Origin of the sequence: Pedobacter nutrimenti (assembly GCF_032678445.1) — a bacterium.
GTDB lineage: Bacteria > Bacteroidota > Bacteroidia > Sphingobacteriales > Sphingobacteriaceae > Pedobacter > Pedobacter nutrimenti_A.
Window position 1 is genome coordinate 325,574 of the sequence record NZ_JAVTSQ010000009.1, and the last position, 12,704, is coordinate 338,277.

General features: G+C 40.6%; 7 protein-coding genes. 5 read left to right on the plus strand and 2 right to left on the minus strand.

All coding sequences use genetic code 11. From position 1 onward, the window contains the following. Window positions 1–2 precede the first annotated feature (2 nt). A complete protein-coding gene (locus tag R2S08_RS18120; protein WP_316836448.1) occupies window positions 3–2,438 on the minus strand; it encodes a penicillin acylase family protein in 2,436 nt (811 codons plus the stop codon). A gap of 197 nt (window positions 2,439–2,635) precedes the next feature. Between R2S08_RS18120 and R2S08_RS18125 the strand changes: the two genes are divergently transcribed. From R2S08_RS18125 to glgB, 3 genes are all read left to right on the plus strand, one after another. Then, complete coding sequence (locus R2S08_RS18125) at window positions 2,636–5,521, plus strand: TonB-dependent receptor (RefSeq protein ID WP_316836449.1); 2,886 nt, start codon at window positions 2,636–2,638, stop codon at window positions 5,519–5,521. 264 nt (window positions 5,522–5,785) lie between these two features. Beyond that, a complete protein-coding gene (locus R2S08_RS18130; RefSeq protein ID WP_316836450.1) occupies window positions 5,786–8,257 on the plus strand; it encodes a glycoside hydrolase family 31 protein in 2,472 nt (823 codons plus the stop codon). Between the two features lie 31 nt (window positions 8,258–8,288). After that, on the plus strand, window positions 8,289–10,235 hold the full coding sequence (gene glgB, locus R2S08_RS18135) for a 1,4-alpha-glucan branching protein GlgB (RefSeq protein ID WP_316836451.1): 1,947 nt from the start codon (window positions 8,289–8,291) through the stop codon (window positions 10,233–10,235). Between the two features lie 429 nt (window positions 10,236–10,664). Here the strand turns inward: glgB and R2S08_RS18140 are convergent, their stop codons facing one another. Then, window positions 10,665–11,030 carry a DUF6799 domain-containing protein gene (locus R2S08_RS18140; RefSeq protein ID WP_316836452.1) on the minus strand — a complete coding sequence of 122 codons (366 nt, stop codon included), beginning with the start codon at window positions 11,028–11,030 and terminating at the stop codon, window positions 10,665–10,667. Window positions 11,031–11,304: 274 nt separating this feature from the next. On the opposite strand from R2S08_RS18140, the gene R2S08_RS18145 reads away from it, so the two are divergent. Continuing rightward, a complete protein-coding gene (locus tag R2S08_RS18145; protein ID WP_316836453.1) occupies window positions 11,305–11,775 on the plus strand; it encodes a redoxin domain-containing protein in 471 nt (156 codons plus the stop codon). Between the two features lie 464 nt (window positions 11,776–12,239). Further along, window positions 12,240–12,647 (plus strand): GreA/GreB family elongation factor, encoded by a 408-nt coding sequence (locus R2S08_RS18150; RefSeq protein ID WP_316836454.1) that lies wholly within the window; start codon window positions 12,240–12,242, stop codon window positions 12,645–12,647. The last annotated feature ends 57 nt before the right edge of the window (window positions 12,648–12,704 follow it).

Here is a 12,704-nt window from a genome sequence, read left to right on the forward strand (position 1 = left end):
ATCTATTTGTTGGAGATGTGCAGGTTAGAAATTATTTTGGCGGATGGGTCGTTTGGTGTCTGCATAAAATATAAATCATACAGCTCACCCCTTGACCAGGTTCCGATCATATTGTCGTAGAAGGGGCTGCCAGGGTTACCAGACTGCCCCCCTGGAAATACCCCATGTCCTTTAGGATTTTTACCGAGTTCAACCACCATTCTCCATGATGGTCCGTTCTTTTCACCAAGGGCATTAATGGTGCTTTTTGCACCACCCATCATTAGGGTCTTTGAGCCTAGACCCGGTATATTAGCTAAATGCGGAACATGGGTTTGTTTCACCCTGGCCCATTCCCAGTTCTTCCCGATAAGACCAAATTTTCTCTCCAGACTGTCGCATGTATATTTAAACGATTCATTAACCAGATCGGTCAAGGTTTCCTTTTTGGAAGTCTGAACATTATCAAACCACTTGGAGTTTGGATCTTTCAGAATGAGCTCTATTGTCCGGTCCCGGGAAGGATAGCGCATTGGAATTCCCTTAATCGTGAAATCGTCATCCCAGATATCAAAGAACAAACGTGTAGACCATAAATCAAAGACGCTGGCACCAATTTCTTTTGCGTTATAATATTTATTCCATTTGCTGATGATGTTAAAGGCTTCCTTCTGTGTTGCGTTCAGGGCGTTGTTGTCTACCCGGCTGAGGAGAGCAGGAAGCAGGTTCTCCGCAAAAATGCTGTATGCATCACTTTGCATGAGGCGTATACTGTCGGCTGTCGCATTGGTCATTTTGCTTAGACGATCGTTAATGCGCTTTCCCCGTTCGTAAGAACTGAATTCCCAGTTGATATAGTATGGATAAGTTTGATCGGTGGAGCTCTGGTTGGCGGAGCTCACAAAATGACGGGGTGGATTTTTAACTGTCGGATTTTGAGAAGCAGGTATCCAGCCTTGCCAGTCACTTTTAGGATCACTGCCATCCAGAATAAATTTTCCCTGGTCTTTCCATTTTAAAGGAAATTTACCATTTGGCGTAATGGCAATATCATTATCTGCTGAAGCAAAAATGAAATTTTGTGCGGGAGCAGTATAATAGGTGAGTGCTTTTCGGTAGTCGCTATAGTTTTTGCCCCTGTTGAGGTAATAGAAAGTCATGAGTTCGTTTGACTTTTCATGAGCTATCCACCTCAAAGCATGACCTAATGGGATATTGTCTGCCCTGGAAAGCTTCTCTGGCCTCTGGAAATAGACCACCGGGCCATGATGCGTGTAAATTACCGTATCTGTTTCTGTGTGGCCTCCCCTGATCTTAATTTTTTCCAGCCTTTCAGTGGTCTTGTTCCATTTGTTGTTGTACCAGTATTCTTTATGACTGTTGTCTTTAAATTTAATTTGATAGAAATCCAGCACATCGGCGGCCACATTCGTTACACCCCAGGCAATACGCTGATTAAATCCTATAGTAATACCAGGAGCACCGGGAAGGGAAACACCATAGGCATTTAAACCCGGGGCATGCAATTGTATCTGATACCAGATCGAAGGTAAGGTTAGATCCAGGTGCGGGTCATTTTCCAGAATGGGTGATCCGGAAGCTGTTTTTTCCCCCGAGAGCGCCCAATTGTTGCTGCCAATTCCGTCTATTTTTTGCTTCGTCCTGATGTCGCCGGTAACCATCTGGTTAAAAGCCAACGGCGCTGCTGGAACAGGGAGTGGTTTAAAATCCCATTTTGTGCCTTTAGGGATGATAGGGTCTTCTCTGAATGGATAATCCGGAAAGAGATCGCCGGTTACCTCAGGGCCATATTTTTTAAGGATATTTGACATGTAAAATTCGTCGGAACCCATGGCCAGCACGGCCGACATTTGTTTGAGAAGCAAAGCACATTTAAGTGGAGTCCAGTCTTCAGGTACAAAATCCAGGATCTTATACTCCAAAGGCAGGTTCGCCTTGGAAAGAGAATGGATGTAGGCATTGATTCCTTCGGTATAAGCGGTCATCATCTCCTTGGATTTTGGATCCTGCATCATGCCTTTCAGAGAATTTTCAGCGCCATAAACCATTCCCATACGGCGTTGATAACGGTCAAGCTCTATAGCTTTACTACCTACGACCTCGGATAAGCGACCGGCAGCAAATCGGGTCTGGAAATCCATTTGCCATAAGCGGTGCATAGCGGTAACATAACCTTGAGTATAATACACGTCATAATCATTATTCGCAAAAATATGAGGGATCATCCGGTCATCAAAGACCACTTCAACACGGTCGTGGGTGCCTTTAAGCACAACCTTGTGATTCAGGCCAATACCAGATGGCTCTGCATTTTGCCAGAATCCGGTAAAAGGGTTCAGGAATTTAAGCAAAGGAGGGACAGCGCCAAATTTGGTGTTGAAAATATAAACTAACAAAAGAGGGATGACGACACAGAATGTAGCTTTAACTTTATTCATTGTAGTTTAGTTAATAAATCGTCGTGTTGGAACAAGCAATCTATTTGGTTTTCTAAGGCAATTTAATAAAACTTAGATCAATTTTCACCCAATCCAAATTTTCTGATCTTAATGTGGCTTAAAAATGAATTTGTTAGTTTCATTAATTGTGTTAAATTTATGTACACTAAGTTAAACCCAAATCTAAATTACAGCGTATGATGAGAAATTTTACAAAAATTGTGTTGATCCTTCTGGTCTGTTGTTCTGCTGTGCTATCGGTACATGCACAATCCATTGCGATTAGTGGAACAGTTACAGATAAGCTCAGCCATGAACCTATACCGGGTGTAGGGATCACTGTTAAAGGAACTACAGCAGGTACTTCAACAGACCAAAACGGAAAATTTTCATTCAGTACCACGGAAAAAAGGCCACTTACTTTAGTCATTTCCTATATTGGGTATGCCTCTGTAGAAAGGACAATTACAGGCCCCGCTGCAGCACTGAATATAGAACTCGAACAGACAGGGATATTAGGGCAGGAAGTCGTTATTTCAGCCTCAAGAACACCGGAGCGAATTTTGGAATCACCAGTTTCTATTGAAAGGATGGGGCAGAGCACGCTTAAAGAACTGCCGGCACCTTCTTTTTATGATGCGCTGACCAATATGAAAGGTGTAGAGGTAAGTACACAGAGTTTGACTTTTAAATCCATTAATACAAGAGGATTTAATTCCAACGGAAACAACAGGTTCAACCAGTATGTAGATGGCATGGATAACCAGGCACCAGGGTTGAATTTTTCGGTGGGTAATATTGTGGGTATAAATGATCTGGATGTGGACAATGTGGAACTCCTGCCAGGAGCATCTTCGGCTTTATATGGAGCCGGGGGAATTAACGGTACAATGCTCATGACTTCAAAAAGTCCTTTTGAATATCAGGGACCAAGTTTTCAGTTCAAGTCTGGAATTAACCACGTAAATGACAACAACAGCAGTACCCAGCCATTTAATCAGTTGGATGTAAGGGTAGCTAAAGCCTGGAACAATAAATTTGCCGCCAAGGCGACTTTCTCTTTTTTGCAAGCCCAGGACTGGCAGGCGGATAATTATAATAACTTTAACCGCGCTTCAAGGACGGTCATTCCGGGAGACAGAAATTCAGACCCCAATTATGATGGGGTAAACGTGTACGGAGACGAAGTTAGCCAGAACATGAGAAATGTGGCTCAGTCGGTTTTGAATGCAGGAACTTCTGCTTTTGTGAAAGGGGCATTGGGTTTGCAGACAGATCCTAGTGCAGCCCAGATTGCAGCTTTTAAAGCCAACCCTGTTACTCAAGGTTATCTGACGAATTTTTTAAGTACCAATGCACAAATGAGGCCTTTTTTTGCGGGGCTGAATACCCCCGGATTACTGCCCAACCAGAATGTGTCCAGAACCGGTTACAATGAGCGGGACCTGGTAGATTATAAGACACAATCTCTAAAGATATCCGGAGCACTGCATTATAAATTTACGCCTACTATAGAGGCTATCGCTCAGGCCAACTGGGGAACTGGTACATCTGTATATACAGGTTCTGATAGATATTCTTTGAGAAATTTTAGTATCGGTCAATACAAACTGGAATTAAAAGGGCAGGATTTCTTTGTGAGGGCTTATACCACGCAGGAGCGTTCAGGTGATTCTTATATCTCTTCTATTTTAGGAAGTTATATCAATGAGGTCTCTAAGTCTTCTACGCAATGGTTTCCAGAGTACGTAGGTACTTATGTCGGAGCTAAAGCACAGGGCGCAAGTGACGCAGCCGCGAATGCTGCTGCCAGAGCAGCTGCAAACCAGGGGCGATTTGAGCCAGGCTCACCAGCCTTTGAGACGGCGAAAGATCAGATTATGAACACTACCATCGCCAGTACAGACTTTGCTAAAGGTAAATATGGTGCTAAATTTGATGATAAAACCAATTTGTACCACTATGAAGGTATGTATAACTTCAGCAATGCATTTAATAATGTGGTAGAATTTCAGGTTGGTGCATCCTACCGGCTTTTCCAGCTCCGTTCAGGAGGTACTATATTCGATGATTTAAACAGGGATATTGATATTAAAGAATACGGAAGTTTTGCTCAGTTGGGTAAGAAATTTCTGGACGATAAATTAAAACTTACTTTTTCTGGGCGCTATGATAAAAGCAAGAACTTTGATGGTCGTTTTACGCCAAGGATTACCGGGGTACTTACTGTCGCGCCGAACAATAATATCCGGGTTTCTTATCAGACAGGGTATCGGAACCCAACTACGCAGAATCAGTACATAGATCTATCTGTTGGTGGAGGGTCACAAAGACTAATTGGTGGTTTGCCTGAAATTCTTAATAAATACAACTTGTTTACCAATCAGGCTTTTACGGATGTGAGTTATCGCGCATTTTTGAATTCCGCGGCAACCGGAACGCCTAATCCTGCTTTATTAATGCCTTATACCTTTGATTCGAGAGGGGTAAGGCCGGAAAGTGTTCAGGCCTATGAAGTGGGGTATAAAGGTTTGCTTGGGCCTAAATTTTTGATTGACGCTTATGCTTACTATAATATCTATAAAGATTTTATTACCGCAGTAGATGTTTACCAAAGCAACGGGGCCGGGTCCTTTACCAAATTTGGCGTTCCGGTGAATGCAACTGGAAAAGTAACCTCGTATGGTGCAGCTTTAGGTATAGATTATCTTTTGGGCAAATACAATCTGAGCGGTAATATATCCTTTAATAAGATAGGCGATATTCCAGCTGATTACATCAATGATTTTAATACACCCGAAATCCGTTATAATTTAGGCTTTGGAAATAAAGAAATCATAAAAAATATTGGCTTTAATGTAAACTATCGCTGGCAGGGTAGCTTCTATTGGAATTCCTCTTTTTCTTCAGGAGAAGTTCCTGCTTTTGGAACGATGGATGCCCAGGTTAACCTGAAGATCCGGTCCGTAAACTCTATGATTAAGATCGGAGGGTCAAATATTTTGAACAAATACTATATTACCTCCTATGGTAATCCGGCTGCAGGCGCCATATATTATGTGGCCTATGCTTTTAATCTTTAGGAACTATTCTTTATTCTTACGAGCCCCGGTATTTTTTACCGGGGCTTTTTTTATAATCATCATTCCAACTTTGCAAAGCCCTCCTTTTAAATAAGCCCCAAAAATGAACATCAGAAAAATCAGAAAACTTGGTTAAAGTGTCAAATGCAAATAATTGGTGCTAATTATATATCTAATTATCCTTTGCTTTTAATATAAAAATTAACACTTTAGATGTATAAAGTACACGATCTCAGGATTTCCAATTTTTATACAAACGATTTCATGGAAGAAAGAAACGAACAAGGAAAAGAAATAAAAGACAACGAAAATATTCAGGAAATAGTTGAAGAAACCATCCAACATTTAAACAATCCGGTTACTGTTCTTAAACCTATAGTAAAGAAATACCTTTCATCTGTAACTAAAGTGGTTACAGAAGGAAATAAATTTTTCTTCTCTGATGGCGATGCCAGGGTCGAAGTTCGTGTGGTAAGCGATGAAATTATTCGCGTAAGGCTTGCACCGCACGGTGTTTTTCTGGATGATTTTTCTTATGCAGTAAAAACTGTAGATCAGAAGGTTACAACTTTTGGAATGGTGGAATTTGAAGACCGTTATTCTATCTCTACGAACACGATTACCTGTAATATCAGGAAGTCAGATTTCCTGATTTCATTTGTAGAAAACAGTTCGCAAATGGTGATGAGCGAAGACGAATCACCTATGCACTGGGAAGAAAATGTTGAATTCGGCGGCTACTATGTGTATGCTACCAAAAAATGTTTACCCCAAGAGAACTTTTTTGGCTTGGGAGACAAGTCTGGTAATTTAAATTTAAGAGGCAGGCACTTTCAGAACTGGAACACAGATGCCTACTCCTTTGGATGGGATCAGGATCCTTTGTACAGAACTATACCTTTTTATAGTGGCTTGCATGATCAGGCTGCCTATGGAATATTTTTCGACAATACCTTCCGTTCCTATTTTGACTTTGGTAAGGAAGATGTTTCCAAGACGAGTTTCTGGGCAGACGGAGGTGAGTTACAGTATTATTATATCCATGGCCCTCATTTAATGGATGTAGTGAAACGCTATCAAACCTTAACCGGGACACACCCGATGCCACCAAAATGGGCTTTAGGCTATCATCAGTGTCGCTGGAGTTATTATCCTGAAAGTAAGGTGAAAGAAATTGCAGAAGGATTCCGCTCCCGGGATATTCCATGTGATGCCATTTACCTGGATATCGATTATATGGATGGCTATCGCTGTTTCACCTGGAATAAGAAATATTTTCCTGATCCCAAAAGAATGATCAAAGAACTGCTCAATATCGGGATGAAAACGGTAGTGATGATTGATCCGGGAATTAAAGTGGATGATAATTACTGGGTATTTAAAGAAGGCAAAGAGAACAATTACTTTTGCCGCAGGAGTGACGATTATTTTATGGAAGGACATGTCTGGCCTGGACGTTGCCAGTTCCCTGACTTTACCAATCCTGCTGTTCGTGAATGGTGGGGTGGATTGTACAAAGAATTGGTAGATATGGGCGTGGCCGGTGTTTGGAATGATATGAATGAGCCCGCTGTTTTTGGTTCAGGAACTTTTCCTAATGATGTGAGGCATAATTTTGATGGCTACCGCGGATCGCACCGAAAAGCTCATAATGTTTATGGCATGCAGATGGTTCGTTCTACTTACGATGGACTGAAGAAACTGATGCGTAATAAACGTCCTTTCACCATCACCAGGGCTGGTTATTCGGGTATGCAGCGTTATGGTTGTGTATGGACTGGTGATAATGTGGCCACATGGGAACATTTAAAAATGGGAAATATTCAATGCCAGAGAATGTCCGTATCCGGAGTTCCATTCTGTGGAACAGATATTGGTGGTTTTAGCGGCGAACCCGACGGAGAATTGTTTACCCGGTGGATACAGATGGGAACCTTCTCTCCCTTTATGCGGGCCCACTCTGCGGGTGATACTTCTGAAAGAGAGCCCTGGAGCTTTGGGGAACCTTTTACCAGCATCAACCGAAAATTCATAGAACTAAGGTATAAACTGATGCCTTATATTTATTCGGTATTCTGGGAACACCACCGTTATGGTTTCCCAATTTTGAGGCCTTTGGTGATGCTGGAGCAGGATAAGATAACTAACCATTACAGACAGGATGAATTTACTTTTGGCGACAAGATCATGGTTTGTCCGGTTTTAGAACAAGGGGCTATATCCAGGATCGTTTATCTGCCAAAAGGAAAGTGGTATAATTTCTGGACTAACGAATTGCTTGAAGGAGAAAAAGAACATGATGTTGAAGCTCCGATAGAAAGTATGCCACTGTTTGTGAAGGCCGGATCTGTAATACCGGAATATCCTGTGATGCAATATGTTGGTGAAAAACATATTGATGAGGTGATGTTAAACGTTTATTATAGTGACTACGAAGTAAATTCTTTCTTCTTTGAAGATCATGGGGATACTTTTGCATATGAACAAGATATTTATTCAGAAAAGAAGTTCAGCGTAAGAGGTGATGCCGTATCTTTACTGATAGAGCAAACCACAGATGGACTGTATACTCCAAATTATGAGTTGTACAGCTATCAGGTCATTGGTATTCCGTTTCAGGTGAAAAGGATTATTATTGACGACCGGGAGCTAACCGATTTTACCTTGGATGAAAATGGTCAGCTTTGCTTTAAGTCCAATAAGAATTTTGGCGATATTAGAATATTTACCATATAACCTTATATAAACCCAGTTTCAATCCGATATCATGAGCAAGTCCTCAAAAAGTGTTTCTAAAAAACAAAGTACCCCGGTTTGGATCTATAGTTTATTTACCGATTTTGATACTTCCTTGTTCATATCTGGTAAACATTTCCGCCTGTATGAGAAATTAGGCGCTCATGTGATGGAGGTTGATGGAACACCAGGTACTTTTTTTGCAGTGTGGGCACCTAATGCCCGGGAAGTTGGTGTTACGGGTAACTTTAACCAATGGAGCAAAACAGCCCATCTCTTGTACCGGAGACTGGACAGTTCAGGGATCTGGGAAGGGTTTATTCCAGGAATAGGAAAAGGTGAAGTCTATAAATATGCCATAAAGGGTTTTGATGGTGCTGATATAGAAAAGGGAGATCCCTTTGCCAGCCGCTGGGAGCAGCCCCCACGTACAGCTTCCGTAGTTTGGGACACAGATTATACCTGGAAGGATAAGAACTGGCTGAGCAAACGGCCTAAATTAAATACATTGAGTCAGCCTGTTTCTGTATATGAATTGCATTTGGGCTCCTGGCAAAGGGATCCAAGTGATCCTGATCGTATTCTGACCTATAAGGAAATTGCGAATACACTGGTGCCCTATATACTTGAAATGGGTTTTACTCATGTAGAGCTTATGCCCGTTATGGAATATCCTTATTTTCCATCATGGGGCTACCAGATCACCGGGTATTTTGCCGCAAGTTCCCGGCATGGAACACCACAGGAGCTGATGTACCTTATTGAGCAGCTTCATAAAAGTAATATTGCTGTGATCCTGGATTGGGTACCTTCTCATTTTCCGGGTGATGCACATGGTCTGTATAAATTTGATGGAACACATTTATATGAGCATGCAGATATGAGAAAAGGTTTTCATCCGGACTGGAAGTCTTATATCTTTAATTATGACAGGAATGAGATCAGGTCTTTCCTGATCAGCAATGCCTTGTTCTGGATGGATAAATTTCACGTAGATGGACTCAGAGTAGATGCAGTAGCATCTATGTTGTATTTCGATTTTTCCAGGAAGGACGGAGAGGCAGGTACTAACGAGTATGGAGGGAGCGACAATCTTGGCGCTATCCAGTTCCTGAAAGATATGAATGAAGCTGTATATGGAAATTATGACGGTGTACTAACCATTGCAGAAGAAAGTAGTACCTTTCCTGGGGTTACACATCCGGTTTCAGAAGGAGGGCTTGGTTTTGGCTTAAAGTGGATGATGGGCTGGATGAACGATACGCTCAAGTATTTTAAAAATGATCCGATCAACAGAAAACACCATCACCATCAATTGACTTTTAGCATTACCTATGCTTTTTCCGAGAAATTCATGATGCCTTTTTCCCACGATGAGGTGGTGCATGGCAAATCTTCTATGATTTATAAAATGCCGGGCGATGAATGGCAGAAATTTGCAAACCTGAGGACTTTGTATACCTATATGTTTACCCAGCCGGGAAGTAAACTATTGTTCATGGGCAATGAAATTGCACAAAACGGAGAATGGAATTTTACCAAATCTCTGGATTGGGACTTGTTACAGTATGATTCTCATAAAGGGATGCAGAATACTGTAAAGGCACTGAACCATTTGTATAGGACAGAACCAGCATTATATGCCAATAACTATTCTTATGAAAGTTTTGAATGGATCAATGCTGATGACGCGCAACAATCCGTTTATGTGTACATCAGAAAGGGATTGAAAGCTAAGGATACGCTGATTGTCATCTTAAATCTGACACCCGTTTTCAGGGAAAATTATAGGATTGGTTTGCCTTTTAAAGCAGAATGGAAGGAAATTTTTAATTCTGACGCTGTTGAATTTTTTGGAAGTGGGAAAATCAATGAGGGAATTTATCTGCCGGAGCACGTCGGTTGTCATTTCAGAGAATATTCTATAAGTATGGATATTCCGCCCTTGGGGGCCATTGTTTTAAAACAGGCAAAATAATTTAGAGAGGTGAATTGTGCGGAAAATTCTGTACAACTGCTTCAAGACTGACGATATCAGGCGGGCTGAAGAAGCCCGCAGATCTCTGAGGTCTTTCCGCAGCGTACGAGAATTTTCCGTAGCAAATTGCAAAGGACGGAGGTGATCCGGGCTTGGTGGTAGATTTCATTCAGGCTGGACAAAATGCGCTAAAATGACAGCTATAGGCTGTGTGTGGAGATATTCTGTGAAAATCCAATTGATCTGGACGTTATCGTCATTTGTCCGGTTAAGCACCTAGAAAAAAAGAATATATCTGCAGAGAATACCTTTTAAGGTTTGCGGACTTTTTCAGTCCGCCTAAGCTTAAGCAGTATTCGAGCAGATGTATTCTTTTTTTAAGCTATTTAAAATTTAGGCGATTTAAAAATTACAGAAAATGACGTCCTTTTACATGACGCTGGTACTGTCTTTTTTCATCGTTTTCATACGTTTTTTCATCATTTTCATAGAGTGCATTTTACCCTCCATATTGATCATGTCGCCATTTTTCATCATGGAAGTTTTACCGTCGGCCATTTTTACAGTGCCATCGGTCATCACCATAGTTCCATTTTTGAGTGTCATGGTTTCTTTCATTTCCATATGTTTCCCATCTTTCATGACCCACATTTTTCCATCTTTCATCATAATGTGATCATGCATTTTACCCATTTTTTGGGTATGCATTTTTTTGTGCATGGTTGTGTCTTGTGCCATTGCAGCGCTGCAGGTCAGCATAACTAATGCTGTAAATGCCAATAATAGTTTTTTCATTTTTGTTGTTGTTTGTGTTGATGATATTTTGTGTTTTGTTTGTTGCTTGGAATAATATTTTTGTTTATTAAACAATTGCAGTTTAAATAGGTTTTAAATGATTGGTGTATTTTTCCGGTAAAGAAGCAGGTTGGGGATGACTATAGCCGGCCGGAGATTGTTGCACAGTGGTCATAATTAAAATTGATCCTAAATTCATTGCGGTTAATTAAATTAGAATGCGATATTTACTTTTATGTTTTTAAACCTGTTTAAGGGAATAGTTATGAAGTCTATGAAATCTTTGTTTTTTATGCTGATATGTTCTGTATTCTGTTTTAGTGTTGCTGCTCAGGTTCCAGCAACCATGCCTGATTTTAAATTTTATACTTCCGGTCAGACAGGGTTTACAAAAAACAATATTCCAGCCGGAAAACAGTCATTGATAGTTTTTTTTGATGCAACCTGCCCGCATTGCCAAAAAGTAGCGGGAGAACTTTCTAAAAAGACAAAAGAACTGAGTAAAATCAATATCTATATGGTTTCTCTGGATGAATTCAGGACCATAAATTATTTTATGGAACATTATGCAAAATCTTTAATCGGATTAAAAAACGTCACCCTTCTGCAAGATCGGGATCATGTATTTATACCACTGTTTTCACCTTCTAAATATCCTTCAGTGTATCTGTATGCTGCGGACAAAAAGTTAAAATTCAATAATTCTGGAGAGATAGAGGTTTCGAAGATCCTGAACAAACTTTAAATACTCTAAGATCCCGCTGGCAGCCATGGTTTTGTTTTTCTGTTAATTTACCCTATCTTTATTAAAATGCGGTGCTGTTTATATGGCCGCTTTTAAGATTCAATGGAAAAATTAAGTGCATTTTATTTAGACAGTTTATTGTGTTTCGCCTGCAAATCGCGGCGAGCCTACTTGTCTTATGCACGTGTAAATAGCTTCCATTCTCCCTTTGGATTTTCTTTCCAGCAGAGCAGTAAAGACTTTCTAGTTTAAGCCCCAATCCATTTAGCTTCAAGGTTTGGGGCAAATACATGGAAAATTTTACGGGTGATTTTGTGCATGTAAGGGAATTTCTCCTCTCCTACTCTTTGTCGCAAACCTTTAATTTTCATTTGTAGAATAAGCCCTCCGGGTCGGGAAGCAGCATGCGGTTTTACATAAACCGCGAAATTCATTCATCACAAATAGATATTAAAACAATCATCATGGAAAAGAACCAATTGATCATTACCAAAAGAGAATACGAATTGTTATCCAATCATTTAAAATTAAGCAGCAGATTGTCTGATTTCAACAAGGATAAATTACATCATGAACTCAAGTCTGCAAAGATTGTTACAAAGGATAACTTGCCTGAGAATGCTATTGTCCTGGATTCCCTGGTCACTATAAAGGATGAGGAAACGGCACAGGAATTTACTTTTCATCTGGTTACACCTGAAGAGGCAAATATGAGGCTGAATAAACTTTCGGTCCTGGCGCCAATTGGAATTGCATTATTGGGATATACCAGCGGAGCACGTGTAGACTGGGAGATGCCAACAGGCGTTAAAAAATTTAAAGTAATCAAAGTAAATCGATATGTAAATGAAAATGACAAGGAGATCGCATAATAGAGGGTGATTTCGAAGAGTACTGAGCAATTTTTGGTAGCTTTGTGAATCATCTTA

Excerpts from the sequence above, each read along its gene's own strand:
- R2S08_RS18120 (WP_316836448.1), bottom strand. The coding sequence starts at position 2,438 with ATGAATAAAGTTAAAGCTACATTCTGTGTCGTCATCCCTCTTTTGTTA.
- R2S08_RS18125 (WP_316836449.1), top strand. The coding sequence starts at position 2,636 with ATGATGAGAAATTTTACAAAAATTGTGTTGATCCTTCTGGTCTGTTGT.
- R2S08_RS18130 (WP_316836450.1), top strand. The coding sequence starts at position 5,786 with ATGGAAGAAAGAAACGAACAAGGAAAAGAAATAAAAGACAACGAAAAT.
- glgB (WP_316836451.1), top strand. The coding sequence starts at position 8,289 with ATGAGCAAGTCCTCAAAAAGTGTTTCTAAAAAACAAAGTACCCCGGTT.
- R2S08_RS18140 (WP_316836452.1), bottom strand. The coding sequence starts at position 11,030 with ATGAAAAAACTATTATTGGCATTTACAGCATTAGTTATGCTGACCTGC.
- R2S08_RS18145 (WP_316836453.1), top strand. The coding sequence starts at position 11,305 with ATGAAATCTTTGTTTTTTATGCTGATATGTTCTGTATTCTGTTTTAGT.
- R2S08_RS18150 (WP_316836454.1), top strand. The coding sequence starts at position 12,240 with ATGGAAAAGAACCAATTGATCATTACCAAAAGAGAATACGAATTGTTA.